The organism is Hoeflea ulvae, from assembly GCF_026619435.1.
GTDB classification, from domain to species: Bacteria; Pseudomonadota; Alphaproteobacteria; order Rhizobiales; family Rhizobiaceae; genus Hoeflea; species Hoeflea ulvae.
Window position 1 is genome coordinate 843,367 of the sequence record NZ_JAOVZQ010000001.1, and the last position, 23,343, is coordinate 866,709.

The following is a 23,343-nucleotide window of genomic DNA, read 5'->3' on the forward strand; positions in this document are numbered from 1 at the left end:
CCGTGTTCTGCCTTGGCATGCACGACCCCGGTCGGTGGGGGTCAGTGTGTCTGGCGACCATGATGATGCAATTGCTTCGAGTTCGGGACCCGTCATGCCGCATTCCAGAAAACCATCCATCGCTGTACCATTGCTGACCATCATCTGCATTGGCGTGATCCTGATGGCCGGCTTTCGGTTCGGTGGCGAAGCCGGCGCCGGCTCAATGGTGCTCGCCAATCTTCTTTTTGCCCTGGCCGCGGCGCTGCTGGCAGGTCTTGCCATGGCGGCCTGGTTTACCCGTTCGGTGAGCCGGCCGATGGCAGTGCTCACCGACAATTTGCGCCGGTTGGCTGCAGGCGACACGGGGTTCGACATCGCGGGTGAGACTCGCAACGACCGGATCGGCGATCTGGCGCGTTCGGTTGCAGCCTGCCGTGATGCTGCCATCGAGACCGATCGCGCGCAGCATCATGCCGAGGAGACGCGGGCGCAGACCGCGCGCGAGTTGGAACAGCAGGAAACCGAAGAGGCGGCGGAACACCGCCGCAGGAGAGTAGCCGGCGACGAGCTGGCCGCCGGTTTGCGCCGCCTGGCAGAGGGTGATTTTTCCTGCCGGATCGAAACCGTCTTTCCGCCGGTGGTCGAGAGCCTGCGGGCGGATTTCAACGCATTGGTGGATCAATTCAACCAGACGCTGTCCGAGGTGAGCGCCAATGTGGTGACCATCAACGGCGATACCACCGCATTGCGCGCGGCAACCGACGATCTGTCGAGCCGCACCAGCGCCCAGGCTGCTTCTCTGGAGCAGGCGGCGGCCGCGCTGGAAGAAATCACGGCCACCGTCAAGAACACGTCCGAGCGCGCCGATGAGGCCAGAAACAGGGCCAGCGAGGCCAAGCTGTCGACCGACAGGTCGGGCCAGGTGGTGACCGAGGCAATCGACGCCATGGTCCGGATCGAAGACGCTTCCGGCGAGATCTCCAAGATCATCAATGTGATCGACGAAATCTCGTTCCAGACCAATCTGCTGGCGCTCAATGCCGGCGTCGAGGCGGCCCGCGCCGGGGATGCGGGCCGCGGCTTTGCGGTTGTCGCCCATGAGGTGCGGGAACTGGCCAGGCGTGCGGCCGGGTCGGCCAAGGAAATCAAGGTTCTGATCCGCAAATCCAGCGAAGAGGTCAAGTCCGGCGTTTCGCTCGTCCGTCAGGCCGGCGATGCGCTGGGCCAGATCGCCGGCGATGTCGGCGACATCAATCACCAGATCAAGGCCATTGCCATTGCCGCCCACGAACAGGCGAGCGGATTGACGGAGGTCAATTCCGCTTTCAATCAGATGGATTACATGACCCAGCAGAACGCTGCCATGGTGGAGCAGACGACCCGGGTCACGCTCCGCCTGTCCAGCGGCGCCACCTCGCTTGACGAGCTGGTGCACCGGTTCATGCAGCCCGGGGCGGGCAAAACGTCCCGGTTGGCGCAGGAAGTCCGGGACAAAGGGCATGGGCCGGTCAATCTGGCCGCCGCACCGGGGGCCGGGCAATCCGCCTCGAAGCTCCGGCCAGGTCCCGCGGAATCGCCTGCCCGCCATTTGGTCAGGACAGTCGGCCGCGCCTATGGCGCCGGCAATGCCGCCCAGACGCAGATGCAGGACGACTGGGAGGAGTTCTGATGCAGGAGGGCGATACCAGCGCGGCGGCTCGGATGCGCCTCGAGATCGTTTCGTTTCATCTTGGCGATCAGGTCTTTTGCGTCAACATCATGTCGGTTCGTGAAATCCGTGGCTGGGCGCCCGCGACGATGCTGCCGCATGCGCCGGCGCATGTTCTCGGCGTGATCAATCTGCGCGGTTCGGTCATCCCGGTCATCGACATGGCCATCCGGCTTGGTCTGCCGCCGATCACACCCGACGGCCGCTCGGCGATCATCGTCGTCTGCATCGCCGGCAAGATGGTCGGGTTGCTGGTCGAGGATGTCTCCGACATGTTCACCGTCGGCATCGACCAGCTGCAGGCGGTCCCCACAGTCACCGCCGCCGCGCAATCGACCATGATCGCGGCGATCATTTCGGTCGAAGACCAGATGATCTGCTATCTCGATCTCGATACCCTGCTGCCGGACGAGATCGTGCAGGCTGCCTGACCGGAGTCGGCCTGCACGTGTGGCGGGCGGTTCGGGGTGAGCGCATGTTGATCAGTTTGCCAGTGCGGAAAAGGCCAGTTCGGAAATGGTCAGTCCGGTCATCACCATCATCAAGGTGACGAAGATCGAGATCATCAGGTCGCCGCCAAGGCAGATCCGGATCACCCGGAAATAGAGCCAGATCACCGCGGCATAGACCGCCAGCGAGATGAAGGCGTTGGCGGTGTCGGGCAGCGGCGTCAGATAGCGCAATGCCGCCGGGAAAAACCCGATATAGGCTGCCATCATCCCGAACCAGTTGTTGACCACCACCAGCCTGGCGAATTTGTCCGACAGCCCGAAGACCTGGCAGACCGCCAGCAGCAGAACCGCGGGCAGCACCCAGGCGGTCACGTCGAAACTGGTCGAGACGAAAAAGAACCTGAAGGTTTCGCCCGCGCCCTCCGGTCGGGTTTCGGGCACCGCGCGCCACATCCCCGTCCACAGGAAACACTGCGCCGGCCAGGACCAGAAAAAGGCGCCGAACGACCGCCAGAACCCGTTCGCCGACACATCGAACAGCCGCAAACCTTCCGGCCGGCCGAGGATCAGGTAGAACAGGCCGGCAAGTGAGCGGCCAGCCTGCTGCCGCGACGGGATCAGGCCGCCTGGCAAGCTCAGCGCTCCCCGGCGCTGGCGAACCAGCGTTCGAGGAACAGTTCGTAAATCCCTGTCAGGCTCTCCAGATCGCTCAGCGCGACCCGTTCATCGACCATGTGCATGGTCTTGCCGACAAGTCCGAACTCGACGACGGGGCAGTAATTCTTGATGAAGCGGGCATCCGAGGTGCCGCCGGTGGTCGACAGCGCCGGTGTCCGGCCGGTTGCTTCGGCAATGGCCGCCGACAAGGTCTCGATCAGCGCTTCGTCCCGGGTCAGAAACGAAGGTGAAGTTCTTTCGTCGAACTCAATTGTATAGCGCACCGGATCGCGGCCCGGCCGCAATCTGGTCTTTTTGGCGGCCTGTTCAAGCCGTCCGCGCAGTTCGTCGGTCAGGCTTTCGGCAGTCCAGATATCGTTGAAACGGACATTGAACCGGGCCGTGGCCCGCGCCGGAATCACATTGGTGGCCGGATTGCCGGTGTCGATGCTGGTGACTTCCAGATTGGTCGGGGGAAACCGGTCATTGCCGGCGTCGATGGGCGGATGCATCAACCCGTCGACCAGCGTCAGCATCCCGCGCAGCGGATTGTCGGCCAGATGCGGATAGGCCACATGGCCCTGCACGCCCTCGGCCGTCAGCGTGCCCGACAGCGAACCGCGCCGTCCGATCTTGATCATGTCACCCATCTGGTCCGGATTGGTCGGTTCGCCGACAATCGCCGCGTCCCAGCGCTCGCCGCGGGCAGCGGCATGGGCAACCAGTTTTTCCGTTCCGTTGATCGAGGGGCCTTCCTCGTCGCCGGTGATCAGCAGCGACACCGAGCCCTCGGGAACACCCTTGCGCTCGATCAGCCGCGCCAAGGCGGAGACGAAACAGGCGATGCCGCCCTTCATGTCCACCGCGCCGCGGCCATAGATTTCGCCATCGACCACCTGCGCGTCGAAGGGGCCATGGCTCCAGGCACCACTGTCGCCCACCGGAACCACATCCGTGTGCCCGGCAAACATCAGATGCGGACCGCCGGACCCGAGGCGGGAATAGAGATTGTCGACATCCGGGGTTCCGGTGTCGGAGAAAATCACCCGCTCATTGGAAAAGCCGAGTTCGCTCAGCATGGAGCCAAGCGTCGACAGCGCGCCGCCGTCTTGGGGGGTGACGGAAGGACACCGGATCAGCGCCGCAAGGGTTTGTGTCGGATCAGTGAGTTTCATGCTTCGTGATTAGACGATTGCTCGAGACCTGTCGACCGGTCGCTGCGGCTCAGGACGCCTGGTTCAATAGCCGGGATGATCGGGCGCCGGACCGTGCCGGTTGGGACCCTTGTTCGATGGCCACAGCAGGAGCACCAGCAACATCAGAAACGATGCCGCGGGGATCACCAGCACCGCCACCAGAATGGCTGGAAGCCCGGCATCGTGCAGCCGCTTGATGCTCATCACCGCCACCGACCAGGACGCCGGCAGGAAGGCGGCGATGATTTCGAATCCGGCCAGGGTCATGGCGGCGCTGTCGGGGACCGCGCGCACCGCGGCGGTCACCGGAATGGCCAGCACGCAGGCCCAGAACAGCATGGCCAGCGCGTAGGTGCGGCGCGACAACCGCCCGGACACGCCGAACAGAAGCCAGCGCATGCCTGTCCCGGGCCGCCGCGCCATGGGATTTCTAGTCCCGGAGCAATTCGTTGATGCCGGTCTTCGACCTCGTCTGCGCGTCGACCGTCTTGACGATCACGGCGCAATAGAGGTTCGGCGCGGCCGCACCATTGCCCATGGTGCCCGATGTCGGCATCGAGCCGGCCACGACCACGGAGTAGGGCGGTACTTCGCCATAGCTGATCTCGCCGGTCATGCGGTTGACGATGCGGGTCGACTTGCCGATATAGACGCCCATCCCGAGCACCGAGCCTTCGCGGATGATGCAGCCTTCGACCACTTCCGAGCGCGCGCCGATGAAGCAGTTGTCCTCGATGATGGTCGGGCCGGCCTGCAGCGGCTCGAGCACGCCGCCGATGCCGACGCCGCCCGACAGATGCACATTCTTGCCGATCTGGGCGCAGGAGCCGACCGTGGCCCAGCCATCGACCATCGTGCCTTCATCGACATAGGCGCCGAGATTGACGAAGGAGGGCATCAGAACGACGTTCTTGCCGATGAAGGCGCCGCGCCGCACGATCGAGCCGGGCACTGCGCGGAAACCGAAGCGTTCGAATTCATTTGCGGTCCAGCCGTCGAATTTCGACGGAACCTTGTCCCACCAGACCGCATCTCCAGGACCGCCCTTGATGACTTCCATCGGGTTGAGCCGGAACGACAGCAGTACGGCCTTCTTGAGCCACTGGTTGACAGTCCAGGCGCCGTCGGCGCCGCGTTCCGCCACCCGGGCCTCGCCGCGGTCGAGCAGGTTGAGCGATGTTTCAACCGCATCGCGAACTTCACCGCGGGTGGCTGTGGAGACGCCGTCACGCGCCTCGAAAGCGGTTTCGATCGTGCTGGCGAGAGCTGCCAAGTCATGGGTCATCGTGGCGATTCCTTAAGGTTCAAAGTCTAGTGTGGGCGGACATCAGCATGATGAGCCGGACCGCCAGCGCCGTGGCACATCTCCTAAGCGAGGCGGAGCGCGGGGTCAATTCCGCGCACGGCTGCCAACATCAGAACGGGACTTCGAAACATGAATGCGAAACGTACCAACCAGGTCTGGGATCCGCTGGCCGACAGCCGCCAGGACAAGGCGCGCGCCGACCGCCAGCCCAAGACCCCGCAAAGCGCTTCGCCGGCCTACAGGCTCGCCTATGCCGACGAGGATTTCCTCTGCCGCGAGGAGCTTCGCCCGATCCGGCTGCAACTGGAATTGCTCAAGCCCGAAATGCTGCTGATGGAGGCGGGCATCCGCTCGACCGTGGTGATGTTCGGCGGCGCCCGCATTCCCGAGCCGGGCAAGGAGCCCTGGGCCGCAAAGAACGAGGTGCAGGCGAAGAACCTGACCGCAGCTGCGCGCTATTACGAGGAAGCACGTGCCTTCGCGCGGCTGTGCTCAACCCATTCGCTGGCCACCAACGGGCAGGAATATGTCGTCTGCACCGGCGGCGGTCCCGGCGTGATGGAAGCGGGTAACCGCGGCGCCCATGATGTCGGCGCCGCCTCGATCGGTCTCAATGTGGTGCTGCCGCACGAGCAGGCGCCGAACGAATTCGTGACGCCGGAACTGAGCCTGAATTTTCACTATTTCGCCATCCGCAAGATGCATTTCCTGATGCGCGCCAAGGCCATCGCGATTTTTCCGGGCGGCTTCGGCACCATGGACGAACTGTTTGAATCGCTGACCCTGATCCAGACCGGTCGCATGGAGCATGTGCCGCTGATCCTGTTCGGATCGCAATTCTGGAATTCCATCGTCGATTTTCAGGCCCTGGCCGATTTCGGCACGATCTCGCCGGGCGATCTCGACCTCCTCAATTTCGTCGACACGGCCGAGGAAGCCTGGTCGATCATCGCCAGCCACTACGACATCACCCCTTCGACATGAAAAACCAGGCCGGGGGATGCCCCGGCCTGGCTCGGTAGTCACGTGATCCTGAAGGATCAGTTGTTGTCGGCAGCGCCGCGATAGAAGTCGGTCACGTCGATCTTCTTGTCGCCATTGCGGTCGAAGCGTTCGAACATCTTGTTGCTGACGGAGGCGAATTCCTCGAGGCTGATCTCGCCGTTCTTGTCGGCGTCGAGGCGCTCGAGCTGCATGCCGCCACGCTGGCCGCGCTTGCCTTCGCCATGGCGCTTGCCGTCCTTCTTGCCGTGGCCCTTGCCGTCATGCTTGCCGGCCATGCGGCCGTCACGGTCGCCCTGCTTGGCCTGTTTGCCGTCCTTCATCTCCTTGCGGTCGGCGCGGCGCTCTTCGCGGTTCTGGTCACGCATTTCCTTGCGCATGTCGCCGAATGCCTTGAGCTCGTCCTGGCTCAGCGACCCGGAGTTTTCGGTGTCCGCGCTTTCGAACATCGACTGGCGGTGGGCGGAAACCTCGTCGAGGTCGACGGCGCCGTCCTTGTTGGTGTCAAACCGTTCCATCAGGCGCTCGATGCGCGGACCGCGTTCATGGTCGCCGCGCTGCGAGGCAGCCAGGGCGGGAGCGGCGACGGAGGCGATCAGGGCGGCTGCGAGTGTGGCGAGAATTGTCTTTTTCATGGCTGAGGTCCTTTGTGGGGGGTGTTCTTGTTTGCCTCCTCAATGTGGCTGTCCGGCCTCGCAATAACCACTTAAAGCCCTGTAATGTAGATTAATTATCGGAAAGGTGAGCGGCCCCCTCCCGGTCGGGGGCGGCGCTGCTCAGGCCATCGCGCTTTTGAGAAAGCCCGCCAGGTCATCGGTGACATACTCGACATGGTCGCCGTCCTTGCCTTCATGCTCCCAGACTTCGTCCAGCACCTCGTCAAGATTGTTCGGCACGATCAGCACGGTGCGCATTCCCAGCGCATGGGGTGCCAGCAGATTGCGCGGCAGGTCCTCGAACATCGCCGCCTTGTGCTTGTGCACGCCGTGACGGGCCAGGAACCGGTCATAGGTCTCCGGCGCCGGCTTGGGTTTGAGATCGGCGGCGACAATGTCGAAAATATCGTCGAAATGGTCGAGAATGCCCAGGGCACGCGCGGTGCGTTCGGCATGGGGCGTGTCGCCATTGGTGAAGATGAACTTGCGCCCTGGCAGCGCCTTGATCGCCTCGCCGAGCGCCAGGTCGGGCTTCACCCAGGAATAGTCGATGTCATGGACTTTCTCGAGAAAGTCATTCGGCTCGATGCCGTGATGCAGCATCAGGCCCTGCAGCGTGGTGCCGTGTTCGCGGTAGTATTTTTTCTGGATTCCGCGCGCCGCCTCGTGATCCAGGTCCAGCAGGGTGCGGACATAGTCGGTCATCTTCTTGTCGATCTGCGAAAACAGGTCGGTGTGACGCGGGTAGAGCGTGTTGTCGAGGTCAAACACCCATTCGGTGACATGGGCGAAATCGGCGGAGTCGGGCAATCTGGTTTTGTCTGTCATGACACCGTTATGGCACGCGCGCGCCGGAAAAAAAGGGCGCCGGCATGCAAGCCCTGAAAAATCTGTGGCTTGTTCGTGTTGACGCATGCTACCCGGCCCGCATGGAAACCTGGATTCTCATCACCATCGCCGCTGCGTTTTTGCAGAACATCCGCTCGGTTCTGCAAAAGCATCTCAAGGGGGTGATGGGCACCACCGGCGCCACATTCGTGCGCTTCGGCTTCGGCTTTCCCTTCGCCGCGATCTTTGTCGGCCTGCTCGCTTTCGGCATGGATTATCCGGTTCCGCAGCTCAACATGCAGTTTTCCGGTTGGGTCACCCTTGCGGCGCTGGCGCAGATTGCCGGCCAGGCGCTGCTGATCCAGATGTTCGGCCATCGCAATTTCACCGTCGGCACCGCCTATTCGCGCACCGAGCCGGCTCAGGCGGCGTTGTTCGGTCTGATCTTCCTGGGAGACCGGCTCAGCAGCGGCACGCTGGTGGCCATCGCCATCAGCCTTATAGGCGTGGTGCTGATCTCCATCGCCCGATCGGCCGCCGGCACCACGGCGTTGTTGCGCTCGGTGTTTTCCCGCACTTCCGCACTCGGTCTGGCCTCGGGCGCGGCCTTCGGGCTTGCAGCTGTGGGCTATCGCGCCGCGTCGCTGTCGCTGGGCGGCCCGAATTTCATGATGCAGGCGGCTGTCACGCTGCTTGCGGCGATCCTGCTGCAAACCGTTATCATGCTGATCTGGATGTGGTTCAGGGCTCCGGGTGAACTGGCGCGCATCCGCGCGGCCTGGAAAATCGCCGCGTTGGTCGGCCTGGTCGGCGCCACTGCATCGTTTGGCTGGTTCATGGCAATGACCCTGCAAACCGCAGCGGCAGTCAAGGCCCTGGCGCAGGTGGAGATGATTTTCACCTTTGCCTCGTCGGTGCTGATTTTCCGCGAACACGTCAACAAACTTGAAATTTTCGGCTGTATCTTCATTGTAGCAGGTATATTGGTGCTGTTGCTGGTCTGACCGGCAGGGGAAAAGGACAGGCGCAAGATTGCGCTGATGCAAATTTCGACCGGATCGGATCGCCCATGCCCGCCTCACATGCATCCCGGATGCCACCCCTTGATGTGCCGTTCAGACGCAGGCTGCTGGGCGGAGTCCTTGCGCTGGCAGCCGTTCTGTCGGGTTGCGCCGGACCCCTGGAAGGTGTGCTGATCCCGATCGAACAGACCGATGCGGATGCGACGGAGGTTTCGATACTCGTCGCCACAACCCGGGCGCCGTCGGAAAACGAGGGCCTGCTCTACAGCGGCGAGCGTGGCGCGCATATCGATTTCAACGAGATCGTCGTGTCGATCCCGCCGGAGAGCAACCGCAAGATCGGCGAGGTGCAATGGCCAAAGAAGCGGCCGCCGAACCCGACGACGGATTTTGCCACGCTGTCCGCCAAACAGTTCGATTCCGTCGCCGAAGTGCAGGCCTGGTACGATCACGAAAGATCGCCCACCGGACGCCTGCTTGTCTTCGTGCACGGCTTCAACACCCGCTATGAAAGCGCGGTCTACCGCTTTGCCCAGATCGCCCATGACAGCAAGACCGACGCCACCCCGGTGATGTTCACCTGGCCGTCGCGCGGCAGCGTGTTCGATTATGGCTATGACAAGGAAAGCACCAACTATTCGCGCACGGCGCTCGAAACCCTGCTGATGGGTGCCGTCGCTGTCCCCGAGGTCAAGGAAATCACCATCCTGGCCCACTCGATGGGCACCTGGCTGACGGTGGAATCACTCAGGCAAATGGCCATTCGCCATGGCGCGATCCCGTCAAAGATCACCGATGTGATCCTGGCGTCGCCCGATCTCGATGTCGATGTTTTCCACCAGCAGATCGTCGATATGGGCCCCGAACGACCCAAATTCACGGTCTTTGTTTCGCGCGACGACAGGGCCCTGACCTTGTCCCGCCGGTTCTCCGGCAATATCGACCGGCTCGGCCAGATCGACATCAACAACCCGGTCTATCGCGAAGGGCTGGAGCAGGGCGGCATCACGGTGCTCGATCTTTCGGCGCTGCAGGTCGGCGACCGGCTCAATCATTCGAAATTCGCCGAAAGCCCGGAGGTGGTCAAACTGCTTGGCCAGCGCCTGATTGCCGGCCAGACGGTCACCAACCAGGATGTCGGCCTCGGCACCGAACTCGGCGCCACGGCGCTGACACTGTCCAACACGGTGGGCTCGGTTGCGGGCATCGCCATCACGGCGCCGATCGCCATTCTCGATCCGAATTCCCGCGACTCCTTCACCGCCCAGACCAGACGTTTTGGCCAGGGTCTCGGCGCCACGGGTCTGACCCCGAACCTCTCCGGCAATGTTCCGGGGACGCCGAAAATCCAGGACCGCTGACTTGGGATCTCATTCGTCAGGGTCCGGATTGATCTGTCCGGCTTTTTCCAATGGCGCAATTGATCGACGTCTGGACCAGACAATGCGGGCCGGATTGAGCGTCGGAGCGTATCGCGGTAACATCCGGGCCGGATCAAAGATTTTGCCGAGAACTGCCTGATGATGACTGCAGATTCCCAAATGCTGTCGGTGCTGTGGCTCGAGACGCCGATTGGTCCGCTTCGGGCCGTAGCGGATGACACCCATCTGCATCGCCTTGAGTTCCACGACGACAAAAATCTGGCCGATGCCACGGCAGCGGAAACAGCCACGGTGCGCACCGCGCCTCTTGACCAGATCGAGGCGGAGCTCGCGGCCTATTTCTCCGGCACATGTGCAGAGTTCAAGACCCCGCTGAAGATCACCGGCAACGCCCTGGAGCGCAAGGTATGGGATTGTCTCCTGCGGGTGCCGCTCGGAGAAACATGCTCCTATGGCGACATCGCCCGCGAGGTCGACAGCATCGATTCCGTCCGCGTGATCGCCAGATATTGCGGCACCAACCACATCCCCGTGGTCATTCCCTGTCACCGCTGCATCGGCTCGGACGGGTCGCTCACCGGTTTCGGCGGCGGGCTGTGGCGGAAGAAATGGCTGTTGCGCCACGAGGGCCTGATGCGCCCCGTCGGCTTGTTCGCTCTGGCAGGGCAATGATCCGGCAGGCATAAGCCAGGCCGTAGAGAGGCTCGGCAGCCGCGGCGATCCGAGCCTCTCTACGGAACCAGCAAGGTTCCCGCGCCATGCGCCGTGAACAGCTCCAGCAGCACCGCATGCGGTGTCTTGCCGTTGAGGATAACCACGCCCTTCACGCCGCGATCGATCGCCTCGATGCAGGTCTCGACTTTCGGGATCATGCCGCCCGAGATCGTGCCATCGGCAATCAGCGCGCGCGCCTCGCTGACGGTGAGCTCGTCAATCAGCTTGTTGTCCTTGTCGAGCACGCCCGGCACATCGGTCAGGAACAACAGCCGCGAGGCTTCCACCGCACCGGCGATCGCCCCGGCAAAGGTATCGGCATTGATATTGTAGGTGTGGCCGTCGCGCCCCGGGGCGACCGGCGCCAGCACCGGGATCATCTCGGATTTGGCCAGCAGGTCAAGCAATGTCCGGTCGACTTCCACCGGCTCGCCGACAAAGCCCAGATCCAGCACCCGCTCGATATTGGAATCGGGGTCGATGAAGGTCTTCTGCGCCTTTTCGGCATAGACCATGTTGCCATCCTTGCCGCACAAGCCGATGGCCCATTCGCCCTCGGCATTGATCAGCGCGACGATTTCCTTGTTGATCGATCCGGCCAGCACCATCTCGACGATCTCGACGGTTTGTTCGTCGGTCACGCGCAATCCGCCTTCGAACCTGGATTCGATCCCCATCTTGGCCAGCATGGCGCCGATCTGCGGGCCGCCGCCATGCACCACGATCGGGTTGACGCCCGATTGCTTGAGCAGGGCGATGTCCTGCGCGAAGGCCTTGCCCAGCGCCGCATTGCCCATGGCATGGCCGCCATATTTGACCACCACGGTCTTGTTCTCGTAGCGCTGCATATAGGGCAGCGCCTCGGCGAGCAGACGAGCCTGGGTTGCGGCGTCGTTATGTGTGGTGTCAGACATTGGCGTGGCGTCCCGGTTTGGCGTGAGCGCTGAAAGCAAAAGGTCCGGCGCTGTTTAGCGGCAATCGGTCCCGGCATCAATGATGCCGACATCCAATTGGAAGATTTTGCCGTACAGGGTTCAACCACCTCGAAACAGTGATACTGAACCCGGATGAGCACAGAAGCCGCTGCCCCCATGACCCAGGACGACCTGTCCGGATTGATCGCCCGCACTGCGCTTGGCGACCGCGCCGCGTTCTCGTCGCTCTATTCGCAGACGAGTGCGAAACTTTTTGGCGTTTCGTTGCGTATTCTCAAGGACAGGGCCCAGGCCGAGGACGCGCTTCAGGAGGTCTATATCCGCATCTGGCGCCGTGCCGGCAGCTTCCGGGTGGGCCAGGCGTCTGCCATGGCGTGGCTTTGCACGATTGCCCGCAACCAGGCGATCGACATGATCCGTGCCCGCCAGCCCGCGACGCTGGACTATGACGAGGCGCCCGAGGTGGCCGACCCGGCAATGGACCCGGAGGCCCGCGCGGTTCTGGGCGGCGAAAGCCAGCGGATCGAGGCCTGCCTTGGCCAATTGGAGGCAGTCAAGGCTGCAGCAGTTGTTGCCGCCTATGTCGAAGGCTTGAGTTATCAGGAGCTGGCGGAGCACAATGCCGTCCCGCTCAACACAATGCGAACCTGGCTGCGGCGCAGCCTGTTGAAACTGAGAGAGTGCCTGAACCGATGACCACTGGTCCTCACCATTCCGACGATGCCGCCCTGGCCGGCGAATACGTGCTTGGCGTGCTGCCACTGGCCGAGCGGCGTGCGGTCGAAGAGCGGATGGCCCGCGACAGCGATTTCGCCGGTCTGGTGGCCTCCTGGCAGGCCGATCTGTCCCATCTCGACGACACCTATCAGCCCGAATCTCCGCCCCGGGAGTCAAGGCCCGCATTAATGCCCGCCTGTTCGCCGAAGCGGCCAGACCCTCTGGCGGGCTCTGGGGCTCGCTGGTGTTCTGGCGCGGCCTGGCCCTTGCCGCGGTGGCCGTGGCAGCGGCACTGGGGATCTTTGGCGTGGAGCTTCCCGGCGGCACCGGCCCGGCGCCGGCGCCAGCGCTGGTCGCCGAACTCGGGGCGCCGGGCAGTGCGGTCGGTCTGATTGCCGCGCTTGATCCGGTGGACGGCGCTTTCACCATCACTCCGGCGGCGTTTTCGCCCGATGACGGCAAGTCGCTCGAATTGTGGCTGGTGCCGGGCGAGGGCGCCGCGGTGTCACTCGGACTGGTTCCTGCCGATGGCGGACGGCTGGTGCTCGACCAGGACCTGGTCCGGCAGATCTCCGACGGGGCTCTGCTCGCAGTCAGTGTCGAGCCGCTGGGCGGCTCGCCCACCGGCACGGCAACCGGCCCCGTGGTGCTGTCCGGTTCACTGGCGAAAAAATAGTGCGATTGCCTGAAACTTAATTCCCGAAGCTCTCGTCTTCCTCTTTAACCGCCGCAGAAAACTTGCGGCGGGTGATCAAAGGTCCGGATGATCCGGCCTGAACATTAGCAAGAGGTTGTCCCATGAAAACCGTTCTTCGTTCCATCGCCGCCACTGCCGTTCTGCTCGCAGGCGTCAGCCTGTCCCACGCCGCAAGCCACGGCGGAAACAAGATGGTCGGCGGCGCCGAGATGTTCCCCGACAAGACCATCGTCGAAAATGCCGTCAACTCCGCCGATCACACCACGCTGGTTGCCGCCGTCCAGGCCGCAGGCCTGGTCGAGACATTGTCGGGCGAAGGCCCGTTCACCGTGTTCGCGCCGGTCAATGACGCATTCACAGCCCTGCCGGAAGGCACGGTCGAAACCCTGCTGAAGCCTGAAAACAAGGACCAGCTCACCAAGATCCTGACCTGCCATGTGGTGGCCGCCGACGCGATGTCCGATGCGATCATGAAGATGGTTGACGACGATGGCGGCGTGCACCCGGTCAAGACCGTTGGCGGCTGCATGCTCAACATCCGCTATGAAGGCGACAAGGTCATGATCGAGGACGAAACCGGCGCCGTGGCCAATGTCACCATTGCCGATGTCGACCAGTCCAACGGCGTGATCCACGTCATCGACAAGGTGCTCCTGCCCAAGGGCTGAATGGTGATGAACTGACACTGTAAGTTCGGCGCGCCGGCGCCTCCAAGAGCACTCAATACGGCGCGCTGCGACAGTCCCCCGTCCTCCTCTTTGGCGGGGGACTGCTCACGGGCAATTGAAAACATGTGCTTGGCCTTTTCCCGCTCGCCTGCCTAGATTTCAATCAACGCAAGGAGACACGCCATGACAACGAAAACGGAAATCAGCCGTCGCGCGCTTTTGACTGCCGGAGTTACCGGTGTCGCCCTGACCATGTTCGGACGCCGCACGCCGGCGAGGGCCTCGGAAGGCACATTCGAATTCACGCTCACCGAGGCGGAATGGAAGGCCAGACTGTCACCCCGGCAATATGATGTGCTGCGCGAGGAAGCCACGGAACGGGCGTTCTCAAGCCCGCTCAATGATGAAAAGCGCAAGGGCATGTTCCATTGCGCCGGCTGCGATCTGCCGGTCTATTCCTCCGAAGCCAAATATGACAGCGGGACCGGCTGGCCGAGTTTCTGGAAGTCAGAAGAAGACGCCGTGCGGACCAAGGAGGACAGGTCGCTGTTCTCGCTCCGCACCGAAGTCCATTGCCGCCGCTGCGGCGGGCACTTCGGTCACATTTTCGATGATGGCCCGGCGCCGACCGGCAAACGCCACTGCCTCAACGGCCTGGCGCTGGCTTTCAAACCTGCCGAAAGCGCCTGAACAGGCAGCTGGTCATTACAGCGTGATGGCCAGCGCAATCGCGATTCGGAGTTCGGCAATGCCCTGATGCTTTTCCGATGAGGTGGCCAGCACTTCCGGAAAGGCCGCCGGGCGCTTCTTGATCGCCGCCAGCGTTTCGCTGATCAGCCGGGGTATGCCGGCTTCCTTGATCTTGTCGGTCTTGGTCAGAACCAGCTGGTAGGACATGGCGGCCTTGTCGAGCAGGTCCATCACCACTTCATCGTTCTTTTTAACCCCGTGCCGCGAGTCGATCAGCAGATAGACTCGCTTCAGCGTCGAGCGTCCGCGCATGTAGTCGAACACCAGCGCCGTCCACAGATCGACCTGGTCCTTCGGCGCCTTGGCATAGCCGTAGCCCGGCATGTCGACCAGCGCCATCGGCGGCAGGTCATCGGCGTCGCCGGCATAGCCTTCGGGCACGAAATAGTTCAGTTCCTGTGTACGGCCCGGCGTGTTGGATGTCCGCGCCAGACCCTTGACGCCGACCAGCGCGTTGAGCAGCGACGACTTGCCGACATTGGAGCGGCCGGCAAAGGCGATTTCCGGCGGACCTTCAGGCGGCAGGAACTTCAGCGACGGCACGCCGCGGATGAACACGAAGGGCTTGGAAAACAGCGTTGCCGAAAGCTCTTTTGCGGCTTGCATTGCCGGGTCTGCGGACAGTGTGCTCATCGCTCCGGCCTCCGCGCCGCTCAGGTTTTTGGGGATTTGGGTTTGAACAGGTCTCTGAGATTGTCCCACAGCTCGATCTTGGCACCCTGACGCTTCATGATCACGCCCTGCTGGAGAACGGACAATGTGTTGTTCCAGGCCCAGTAGATCACCAGACCGGCCGGGAAGGTCGCCAGCATGAAGGTGAAGACAACCGGCATCCAGGTGAAGATCATCGCCTGGGTCGGATCCGGCGGCGTCGGGTTCATGCGCATCTGGATGAACATGGTGATGCCCATGATCAGTGGCCAGACGCCGATCATCAGGAACGACGGCACGTCATAGGGCAGCAGGCCGAACAGGTTGAAAAGCGATGTCGGGTCCGGTGCGGACAGATCCTGGATCCAGCCGAAGAATGGCGCATGCCGCATTTCGATGGTGACATAGAGCACCTTGTAGAGCGCGAAGAACACCGGGATCTGCAACAGCACCGGCCAGCAACCGGCCACCGGGTTGATCTTTTCTTTCTTGTAGAGCTCCATCATGCCCTGCTGCAGCGCCATCTTGTCGTCGGCATGCTTGGCCTTGAGCTCTTCAAGCTTGGGCTGGACCTTCTTCATGTTGGCCATCGAGACGTAGGACTTGTTGGCCAGCGGGAAGAAGATCAGCTTGACGATCACGGTGGTCGCCAGGATCGCGACACCGAAATTGCCGAACAGTTTGAACAGGTAGTCGATCAGCCAGAACATCGGCTTGGTCAGGAAGTAGAACCATCCCCAGTCGATCATCAGATCGAAATTGAGAATGTTGTGCTCGTCCTGGTATCCGGCGATGACCGGCACTTCCTTCGCGCCGGCAAATACCAGCGTCTTCGACGACACGCTGCTGCCGGGCGCAATCGCCTGGGCGTCGGTCTTGAAATCGGACTGGTAGCGGACGCGGCCATCGGTGAAATGCGCAAAACGGGTCTCGAAGCCCGCGTCCTGCGGCGGCACGATCGCGGCAGCCCAATATTTGTCGGTGATTCCCATCCAGCCGGCAGTCGCCTTGGCGTGGGCGATGATCGGGGTGTCCTCGACATCGGAATAATCGATTTCCTGCAGGCCGTCCTCGCCGATGACGCCGATCAGGCCTTCATGCAGCACATAGATGCCCTGGGTGGCGGGCTTGAAGAAGCGCGTGACCCGGCCGTAGCCGGCGATCGACGCGGTGGCGCTGCCGGAATTGGCAATAGTGTCTTCAAAGCTGAACAGGTAATGCTCGTCGATCGAGATGACCCGGGTAAACAGCAGGCCGTTGCCATTGTCATAGGTCAGGGTCACCGGCGTCGAAGGGGTCAGCGTCTGGCCCGATTCCGCGGTCCAGACCGTATCGGGTCCGGGTGCGGGACCCGACTGTGCATCGGCAATGAAGCCGACCTCGGCAAAATAGCCATTGGCCAGCGAAGCCGGGCTGAACAATGTGATGTTGGGGCTCGATGGGTCGATGGTCTCGCGATATTCCTTCAGCAGCAGATCGTCGATCCGCGCTCCGGCGAGATTGATCGATCCCCTCAGGGCCGGGGTATCAATGGTGATGCGCGCAGTCTGGGCGACCGTTTGTTCGCGCGACAGGGCAGCGGCAGGCGCTGGCGTGGCAGCGGTGTCGCCACCGGGCGCTGAGCCGCTGACGGTACCCGGCGTGGCGGTGTTGGTTGCGGGCGCCTGGGCTGCCTGCTGGGCCTGCAGGGCTTCTGCGGCCACGCGTTCCTGTTCGATCTTGGGGCTCACATAGAGAAATTGCCAGCCGACAAGGACAAGCACCGACAAGAGGATTGCGACGAAATAGTTGCGATTGGTTTCCATCACTCATTCCTGATGGCCGGGCTCGAAGTGCCTGGCGTTCTGATGTTGTCCGTTGCGCCGGAACTGTGCCCGGCGCGGGCGTGTCTGGGCCGTGTCTGATTGGCACTTTCGCCGACCCGGTCAGTGAGCGCGGCGGCGAGTCGGTCAAAGGGTGCGGCCAGGGTGTCCCGGCGTGCCACCACCACATAGTCATGTCCGGGCTTGAATGGAACCCCCGCCGTGAGGCGGACGGCTTCCCTGAGCCGGCGGCGCATTCTGTTGCGCTCCACCGAGTTGCCCTGTTTTTTGGTGACCGTAAAGCCAATTCGGGGGGGCTGGTCCGGTTTGCCCCGATCGAGGCACTCCAGCAGGAAATAGGGCCCGCGCAGGCGCTTGCCTTTTTGCACGGCAAGAAATTCCGGCCGGGTTTTAAGCCGTCCGGGTTTCATGGTGATGTCGTCTTGTGCCACGCGACAATCTCTCTTCGCGGGCCGGTGTCAGCGATCAGGCCGACAGGCTGGCGCGACCGCGTGCGCGGCGAGCCTGGATGACCTTGCGGCCGCCCTTGGTAGCCATACGCGAGCGAAAGCCGTGGCGACGCTTGCGAACAAGTTTGGATGGTTGGTAAGTACGCTTTGGCATTATTTTAATACCGCGGTGTGCGGCCCTTCTTGGAACAACTTGGTTTGGGTGTTCAGTCCGTCAAAACACCTCCCGGAAACCGGAAGTCTCCACGGACGAGCGGCTTATAAGCGCGTTCACGTCCAAAAGTCAATGAGCCCGGCATTCCTGCAAACATGCAAGGCGCCGGCGCCGGCTCGCGCTTCCGGGTCACGTTCCTTCACAAGCCGGTGAGACCGCCCGCCTGCGGGTTGCTCCTTGCGCGCCCTTGCGCCAAGTCATTGAGACACCGCGTCGCAGCGGCCCGATACAGCACAGGATACATCATGGATCTTCACCGCCGCTTCGTCCTCGCAGGAATCGCCACCGTGATTGCCGGGTCGGCGCTGCAATCGGTGCCCACCTCGGCCGCACTCACCGGTTTTCGCCCCAAGGGGCAGTCGAAGGTCGATCATTCGGCGTTCGACGCCTTGCTTGCCGCCCATGTCAAACCCGACGCAAACGCCTACAACCGGGTCGACTACAATGGCGTCAAGGCCGATCTGGCCGCGCTCAGGGCCTATCTCGCCGCATTGCAGGCGGTGGACCCGGTTACGCTGTCGCGGCAGGAAGCCCATGCCTACTGGATCAACCTTTACAATGCCAAGACGCTTGAGGTTGTCGCCGATGCCTTTCCGGTGGCATCGATCAAGAAGATCAATCTCGGCGGGACTGGCCTGTTCGGTTCGGGCCCCTGGAAGGCGAAGCTGCTGACCGTCAATGGCAAGGAATTGTCGCTCGATGATGTCGAGCACGAGATCGTTCGCGCCCTGTTCAAGGACGAGATGTCGCATTACGGTCTCAACTGCGCCTCCTATTCCTGCCCGAACCTGGCACGCCGCGCCTATACCGGCGCCAATGTCGACGCGCTGTTGCGCGAAAATGCGGTGGCCTATGTCAACCATCCGCGCGGCGTGACGGTCGACAATGGCCGCATCACCGCCTCGAAGATCTATTCCTGGTATGACGATGATTTCGGCGGCAAGGGCAGGCTCAAGGCCCATTGGCAGGCGCTGGCCAGCCCCGACAAGGCCGCCCGGATCGCGACCGCGTCGATTTCCGGTTACGACTATGACTGGAGCATCAACGCATTGTAGATGTGATGACGCGGACCTCACACAAGCGTGAGCCTTGAAGGCGCCGGGATCACGCATGTTTGGGCCATTGTCATTGGCCAGGCAACCGGCGCTCCTCTAACCTCGTCTCCACAACTCTCTTGCGGCGCGCTCGCTGCAACACCAGACCTGGAGAACCAAATGACAACGCAAACCGCGACAGGGCAGATGGACAAGACCATGGCAAAGACCCCGGACACGGAGGCGCAGTGCACCAGAGCTCCGGCCTGGCGCCGTTATCTGCCGCTTGCCATTATTGTCGCCGGGCTGACGCTCGGCTACGCCGCCGGGCTGCACAATTATCTGTCCCTCTCCGTCCTGGCCGAACAGCGCGACGGTCTCAAGGCTTTCGTCGCCGATCACCAGATCGGCTCGGCCCTGGGCTTTGTGGTGGTTTATGCGCTGGCCGTTGCCTTCTCGTTTCCGGCAGCCTCGATCCTGACCATCTTTGCAGGCTTTCTGTTCGGCTGGCTGCTCGGTGGCGCGCTGACGGCGATCGCCGCCACCGCAGGCGCCTCCGCGGTTTTCCTGGCCGCCCGATCGGCCTTCGGCGATGTGCTGCGCAAGCGCGCCGGGCCTTTTGCCAGCAAGCTGTCTGAGGGATTTTCGAAAAACGCCCTGTCCTATCTCTTCGTGCTGCGGCTTGCCCCGATCTTCCCGTTCTTCATCATGAATATTGCGCCGGCCTTTTTCGACGTCAAGCTGCGCACCTATGTGGTGGCGACCTTCTTCGGCATCCTGCCCGGCACCTTCGCCTATGCCTGGCTCGGGCAAGGGCTCGACAGCGTCATCGTCTCGGCGGCCGCCGCGGGCCGTGAGGTCACCATTTCCGATCTGGTGACCACGGAAATCACCATTGCCTTTCTCGGGCTTGCAATTGTCGCGGCGATCCCCACCATAGTCGGCAAGCTTCGCGGCCGCTGACAGCCCCGCCCGGACCGAAATAAAGCGCCAGCCGCCCATTTCACGGAAAGACCTGATCATGACCAGTCGATTGACACCTGATATCTGCGTTATCGGCGGCGGCTCCGGCGGGCTGTCGGTCGCCGCAGCGGCCGCCGCCTTCGGCGTCGATGTCGTTCTCATCGAAAAGGGCAAGATGGGCGGCGATTGCCTCAATTATGGCTGCGTGCCCTCCAAGGCGATGATCGCCGCCGGCAAGCACGCCCACGCCATTGCCGAAGCGCCGGACTTCGGCGTCAGCGCCGGCGAGGCCACGGTCAATTTCCGCAAGGTCCATGATCACATCCATTCGGTCATCGCGGCCATTGCCCCCAATGATTCGGTCGAGCGGTTCCGCGCCATGGGCGTCAATGTGATCGAGGCCGAGGCCCGCTTCATCGACAAGAACACGGTGATGGCCGCTGGCACCGAGATCCGCGCCCGCCGCTATGTCATTGCCACCGGTTCCTCGGCCTTCGTGCCGCCGATCCCGGGACTCGATACGGTCGACTACCTGACAAACGAGACCCTGTTCGAGCGCACGCGTGCGCCAAGGCATCTCATCATCATCGGCGGCGGCCCGATCGGCATGGAAATGGCCCAGGCCCACCGCAGGCTCGGTGCCGAGGTGACCGTGGTCGAGGGCGACAAGGCGCTCGGCAAGGACGATCCCGAACTGGCGGCGATCGTGCTCGAAAACATCCGCGCCGAGGGGGTGGCCATTCTCGAGGGCAGCAAGGTGACATCGGTCGAAAAGCGCGGCAAGACCGGCGTGCGGGTTCATTATGAAAGCGACACCGGCACAGGCTCCGTCGATGGCAGCGATGTGCTTGTCGCCGTCGGTCGCCTTGCCAATGTCGAGGGCCTCGGGCTTGACGAGGCCGGTGTCGAGCATGACCGCCGCGGCATCAAGGTCGGCGCCAATCTCCGGTCCTCCAACAAGCGCGTCTATGCCATCGGCGATGTCGCAGGCGGCCTGCAGTTCACCCATGTCGCGGGCTATCACGCCGGCCTGGTGGTGCAGCAGATCCTGTTTCGCGCCCCGGCCGGGGAAAACCGCGTCATCATTCCCTGGGCCACCTACACCGATCCCGAGCTCGCCCATGTCGGGCTCACCGAGGAAGAGGCCGGCAAGCGCCATGGCGGCCGGATCTCGATCCTGCGCTGGCCCTATGCCGAGAACGACCGCGCCCAGGCGGAACGCAAGACCACCGGCCTGATCAAGATCGTGGTCGACCGCAAGGCGCGGATCCTCGGCGTCTCCATTGCCGGCGCCGGTGCCGGCGAAATGATCAACATGTGGGCGCTGGCGGTGACCAACAAGATGACGCTCAAGGATGTGCGTGGCTATGTGCCGCCCTATCCGACCATGGCGGAGATTGGAAAACGCGCCGCAGTCTCCTATTATAGCCCCCTGACACGCAAGCCGCTGGTGCGCTGGGTGGTCCGTTTCCTGCGACGGTTCGGATAACGGTTGAGCCGGGGAGGGTGGACAATGACGGATGCACATGCTGACGCGACACGGATCCCGTGGTGGAAACCCAGGCCGCGAAGCCTGACCGCAAAGCTGTTCTGGCTGACGGTGCTTTTCGTGATGATCGCCGAAGTGCTGATCTTTGTGCCGTCCGTGGCCAATACGAGGCTGCGCTGGCTCGACAGCCGGCTCAACATCGCCGCCGGGGCCGCCGTGGTGCTTGAGGGCGTCACCGAGCTGGCTCTGCCCCGGGTGATCCAGAATGATGCGATCATGGCCACAGGAACCAAGGCCATCGTGCTGCGCAAGGACGGCACGTCGCGCATGATTGCCGTTGCCGACATGCCGCCTGTTGTCACCCATCAATACAATCTGGCCGAAGTCACGCCGCTGGGCGCCATCATCGATGCCTTCGACACGATCCTGTTTGGCGGCGACAGGGTGATCCGCGTCTATGGACCGGTCAATGGCGACCCCGACATCGTGATAGATCTGGTGCTGGAGGACAAGCAGCTCCGCCACGCCATGCTGATTTACGGCCGCAACGTCTTCTTTCTCTCGGTGCTGATCTCGATGATCACTGCGGGGCTGATGTTCTTCTCCATCAACCGCCTGCTGCTGCGTCCGGTGCAAAGGGTGACCGCCAACATGCAGGCCTTTTCGGAGGATCCTGAAAATCCCGGCAATATCATCGTGCCCACACCTGCAGTTGACGAGCTGACCGCGGCCGAGGGCCACCTCGCGGCCATGCAGACGCGGTTGCAGCAGACGCTGAAGGAGCAGCGCCATCTGGCCGATCTCGGCCTGGCTGTCTCCAAGATCAATCATGACATGCGCAACATCCTCACCTCGGCGCAACTGATGTCCGACCGGCTGGCGATGATCGACGATCCCATGGTCAAGCGCTTTGCGCCCAAGCTGCTGCGCACCATAGACCGGGCGGTCGGCTATTCCAGTGAAGTGCTGGCCTATGGCAAGGCGCGCGAGGCGCAGCCGCGCCGCCGCTTCATCAATGTGGCGATGCTGGCCCGCGAGGTTCGCGACATCATCATCGAGGAAACCGGATCCGACATCGATTTCGTGCTCGACATCGACGATGCGCTCGAGGCCGAGGCCGACAGCGAACAGATGTTCCGGGTGATCTACAATCTGGTGCGCAACGCCGTGCAGGCCTTCGACGTCGATCCCATTGACGACCAGGCGCTGGTGCGGCGCATCACTCTGTCGGCGCGGCGGCAGGGCACGGTGGTGGAGATCAAGGTCGCCGACACCGGGCCGGGATTGCCCGCCAAGGCGCGCGAGAACCTGTTCCAGCCCTTCCGCGGCTCGGCGCGCTCCGGCGGCACCGGCCTTGGCCTTGCCATTGCCCGGGAACTGGTCATCGCCCATGGCGGCTCGATCACGCTGGACGAGACGGTGGCCCAGTGGCACCGCCTTCCGCATCGAGCTGCCCGATCAGCCGGTGCCGCTCAACACATTCCGGGCCCGCGCCTGAGCGCAAAGTGGGGGGCATCCAGGCAAGGCAGTCGCGATACTCCCGCGCTTACAGCGCCGGGCCGGCAGGCAAACTTGTGAGCTCATTCGTACTCCGGGCGTGGTCACGACCGCTAACGGTGCGCACCGCGCCACCGCACGGACCTTGCCAGATCACGAAATTCCGGCGCTCAAACCATTCCATTTCAAGATGAACGGCTCCAGGCCGGAGCTGGCGGACCGCCCGTGGCGGCGGCAAAAATCATGGCTTTCTGCCAGCCCTGATCGATCTGTCCTGCGACATTGATGCGACAATCGCTTTTTTCTCCAAATCCGCTTGCAATCCCCCGCAGTCCGTTTTAGGAGAACGCCTCGCAGGCAAACGACGCCTGCAACGCGCGCCCGTAGCTCAGCTGGATAGAGCACCAGACTACGAATCTGGGGGTCAGAGGTTCGAATCCTTTCGGGCGCGCCATTTATCTTCAATAAATCAACGAGTTGGTTGTGGGGGTGCTTGGCGCCAAGCGCGTTCGTTGTGGCGAGTCGCCACCGAGTCGCCACCGTCCGGTAAA

Annotated in this window: 25 protein-coding genes and 1 tRNA gene; 15 read left to right on the top strand and 11 right to left on the bottom strand. The window is 62.8% G+C overall.

Features of this window, described 5'->3' with window-relative positions:
- The first annotated feature begins 94 nt into the window (after positions 1-94).
- Both OEG82_RS04110 and OEG82_RS04115 read left to right on the top strand, forming a co-directional pair.
- The gene (locus tag OEG82_RS04110; RefSeq protein ID WP_267611196.1) at positions 95-1,651 is read left to right on the top strand and encodes a methyl-accepting chemotaxis protein; all 1,557 of its coding nucleotides are present in this window, start codon (positions 95-97) and stop codon (positions 1,649-1,651) included.
- Positions 1,651-2,121 (top strand): chemotaxis protein CheW, encoded by a 471-nt coding sequence (locus tag OEG82_RS04115; RefSeq protein WP_267611197.1) that lies wholly within the window; start codon positions 1,651-1,653, stop codon positions 2,119-2,121. The genes OEG82_RS04110 and OEG82_RS04115 overlap by 1 nt, the downstream gene beginning before the upstream one ends.
- A 51-nt stretch (positions 2,122-2,172) precedes the next feature.
- On the opposite strand, the gene OEG82_RS04120 is transcribed toward OEG82_RS04115, so the two are convergent.
- The 4 genes from OEG82_RS04120 to dapD form a co-directional block, all read right to left on the bottom strand.
- Entirely contained in the window at positions 2,173-2,775 is a 603-nt protein-coding gene (locus OEG82_RS04120) for a hypothetical protein (protein WP_267611198.1), read from the bottom strand.
- A 2-nt stretch (positions 2,776-2,777) separates the two neighbouring features.
- Complete coding sequence (gene dapE, locus OEG82_RS04125; RefSeq protein WP_267611199.1) at positions 2,778-3,974, bottom strand: succinyl-diaminopimelate desuccinylase; 1,197 nt, start codon at positions 3,972-3,974, stop codon at positions 2,778-2,780.
- A gap of 63 nt (positions 3,975-4,037) precedes the next feature.
- A complete protein-coding gene (locus tag OEG82_RS04130) occupies positions 4,038-4,394 on the bottom strand; it encodes a DUF805 domain-containing protein (RefSeq protein ID WP_267611200.1) in 357 nt (118 codons plus the stop codon).
- Positions 4,395-4,425: 31 nt separating this feature from the next.
- Complete coding sequence (gene dapD, locus OEG82_RS04135; RefSeq protein WP_267611201.1) at positions 4,426-5,280, bottom strand: 2,3,4,5-tetrahydropyridine-2,6-dicarboxylate N-succinyltransferase; 855 nt, start codon at positions 5,278-5,280, stop codon at positions 4,426-4,428.
- A gap of 150 nt (positions 5,281-5,430) precedes the next feature.
- On the opposite strand from dapD, the gene OEG82_RS04140 reads away from it, so the two are divergent.
- A complete protein-coding gene (locus tag OEG82_RS04140; RefSeq protein ID WP_267611202.1) occupies positions 5,431-6,285 on the top strand; it encodes an LOG family protein in 855 nt (284 codons plus the stop codon).
- 56 nt (positions 6,286-6,341) lie between these two features.
- Here OEG82_RS04140 and OEG82_RS04145 read toward each other — a convergent pair whose 3' ends face one another.
- A complete protein-coding gene (locus OEG82_RS04145) occupies positions 6,342-6,938 on the bottom strand; it encodes an EF-hand domain-containing protein (RefSeq protein ID WP_267611203.1) in 597 nt (198 codons plus the stop codon).
- A gap of 141 nt (positions 6,939-7,079) precedes the next feature.
- A complete protein-coding gene (locus OEG82_RS04150) occupies positions 7,080-7,787 on the bottom strand; it encodes a pyrimidine 5'-nucleotidase (protein WP_267611204.1) in 708 nt (235 codons plus the stop codon).
- A gap of 101 nt (positions 7,788-7,888) precedes the next feature.
- Between OEG82_RS04150 and OEG82_RS04155 the strand changes: the two genes are divergently transcribed.
- The 3 genes from OEG82_RS04155 (at position 7,889) to OEG82_RS04165 (ending at position 10,863) form a co-directional block, all read left to right on the top strand.
- Positions 7,889-8,791, top strand: a complete 903-nt coding sequence (locus tag OEG82_RS04155) for a DMT family transporter (RefSeq protein ID WP_267614856.1) — start codon at positions 7,889-7,891, stop codon at positions 8,789-8,791.
- 89 nt (positions 8,792-8,880) lie between these two features.
- On the top strand, positions 8,881-10,170 hold the full coding sequence (locus tag OEG82_RS04160; protein ID WP_267611205.1) for an alpha/beta hydrolase: 1,290 nt from the start codon (positions 8,881-8,883) through the stop codon (positions 10,168-10,170).
- 180 nt (positions 10,171-10,350) lie between these two features.
- A complete protein-coding gene (locus OEG82_RS04165) occupies positions 10,351-10,863 on the top strand; it encodes a methylated-DNA--[protein]-cysteine S-methyltransferase (protein WP_267611206.1) in 513 nt (170 codons plus the stop codon).
- Between the two features lie 59 nt (positions 10,864-10,922).
- On the opposite strand, the gene argB is transcribed toward OEG82_RS04165, so the two are convergent.
- Positions 10,923-11,819 carry an acetylglutamate kinase gene (argB, locus tag OEG82_RS04170; protein ID WP_267611207.1) on the bottom strand — a complete coding sequence of 299 codons (897 nt, stop codon included), beginning with the start codon at positions 11,817-11,819 and terminating at the stop codon, positions 10,923-10,925.
- A gap of 177 nt (positions 11,820-11,996) precedes the next feature.
- Between argB and OEG82_RS04175 the strand changes: the two genes are divergently transcribed.
- From OEG82_RS04175 to msrB, 4 genes are all read left to right on the top strand, one after another.
- Complete coding sequence (locus OEG82_RS04175; RefSeq protein ID WP_267614857.1) at positions 11,997-12,536, top strand: sigma-70 family RNA polymerase sigma factor; 540 nt, start codon at positions 11,997-11,999, stop codon at positions 12,534-12,536.
- 265 nt (positions 12,537-12,801) lie between these two features.
- Positions 12,802-13,233: an anti-sigma factor gene (locus OEG82_RS04180; protein ID WP_425497534.1), complete on the top strand. Its 432-nt coding sequence runs from the start codon at positions 12,802-12,804 to the stop codon at positions 13,231-13,233.
- 122 nt (positions 13,234-13,355) lie between these two features.
- The gene (locus OEG82_RS04185) at positions 13,356-13,922 is read left to right on the top strand and encodes a fasciclin domain-containing protein (protein ID WP_267611208.1); all 567 of its coding nucleotides are present in this window, start codon (positions 13,356-13,358) and stop codon (positions 13,920-13,922) included.
- Positions 13,923-14,105: 183 nt separating this feature from the next.
- On the top strand, positions 14,106-14,612 hold the full coding sequence (gene msrB / locus OEG82_RS04190) for a peptide-methionine (R)-S-oxide reductase MsrB (RefSeq protein WP_425497535.1): 507 nt from the start codon (positions 14,106-14,108) through the stop codon (positions 14,610-14,612).
- A gap of 15 nt (positions 14,613-14,627) precedes the next feature.
- Here the strand turns inward: msrB and yihA are convergent, their stop codons facing one another.
- From yihA to rpmH, 4 genes are read right to left on the bottom strand one after another with little or no spacing between them, the layout of a single operon-like run.
- A complete protein-coding gene (gene yihA, locus OEG82_RS04195) occupies positions 14,628-15,278 on the bottom strand; it encodes a ribosome biogenesis GTP-binding protein YihA/YsxC (protein WP_425497627.1) in 651 nt (216 codons plus the stop codon).
- 47 nt (positions 15,279-15,325) lie between these two features.
- Positions 15,326-17,128 (bottom strand): membrane protein insertase YidC, encoded by a 1,803-nt coding sequence (gene yidC / locus OEG82_RS04200; RefSeq protein ID WP_267611210.1) that lies wholly within the window; start codon positions 17,126-17,128, stop codon positions 15,326-15,328.
- Complete coding sequence (gene rnpA, locus OEG82_RS04205) at positions 17,128-17,556, bottom strand: ribonuclease P protein component (RefSeq protein ID WP_267614859.1); 429 nt, start codon at positions 17,554-17,556, stop codon at positions 17,128-17,130. The genes yidC and rnpA overlap by 1 nt, the downstream gene beginning before the upstream one ends.
- A gap of 55 nt (positions 17,557-17,611) precedes the next feature.
- Positions 17,612-17,749, bottom strand: coding sequence for a 50S ribosomal protein L34 (rpmH, locus tag OEG82_RS04210; RefSeq protein WP_082128227.1), 138 nt, complete (start codon positions 17,747-17,749; stop codon positions 17,612-17,614).
- Positions 17,750-18,054: 305 nt separating this feature from the next.
- On the opposite strand from rpmH, the gene OEG82_RS04215 reads away from it, so the two are divergent.
- The 5 genes from OEG82_RS04215 to OEG82_RS04235 all read left to right on the top strand — a co-directional run bounded on the left by OEG82_RS04215 (position 18,055) and on the right by OEG82_RS04235 (position 23,246).
- Complete coding sequence (locus OEG82_RS04215; protein WP_267611211.1) at positions 18,055-18,864, top strand: DUF547 domain-containing protein; 810 nt, start codon at positions 18,055-18,057, stop codon at positions 18,862-18,864.
- 198 nt (positions 18,865-19,062) lie between these two features.
- On the top strand, positions 19,063-19,806 hold the full coding sequence (locus OEG82_RS04220; RefSeq protein ID WP_267614860.1) for a TVP38/TMEM64 family protein: 744 nt from the start codon (positions 19,063-19,065) through the stop codon (positions 19,804-19,806).
- A 58-nt stretch (positions 19,807-19,864) separates the two neighbouring features.
- Positions 19,865-21,295 carry a dihydrolipoyl dehydrogenase family protein gene (locus tag OEG82_RS04225; RefSeq protein WP_267611212.1) on the top strand — a complete coding sequence of 477 codons (1,431 nt, stop codon included), beginning with the start codon at positions 19,865-19,867 and terminating at the stop codon, positions 21,293-21,295.
- 24 nt (positions 21,296-21,319) lie between these two features.
- The gene (locus tag OEG82_RS04230) at positions 21,320-22,873 is read left to right on the top strand and encodes a HAMP domain-containing sensor histidine kinase (RefSeq protein WP_324288929.1); all 1,554 of its coding nucleotides are present in this window, start codon (positions 21,320-21,322) and stop codon (positions 22,871-22,873) included.
- 296 nt (positions 22,874-23,169) lie between these two features.
- Positions 23,170-23,246, top strand: a tRNA-Arg gene (locus OEG82_RS04235).
- The last annotated feature ends 97 nt before the right edge of the window (positions 23,247-23,343 follow it).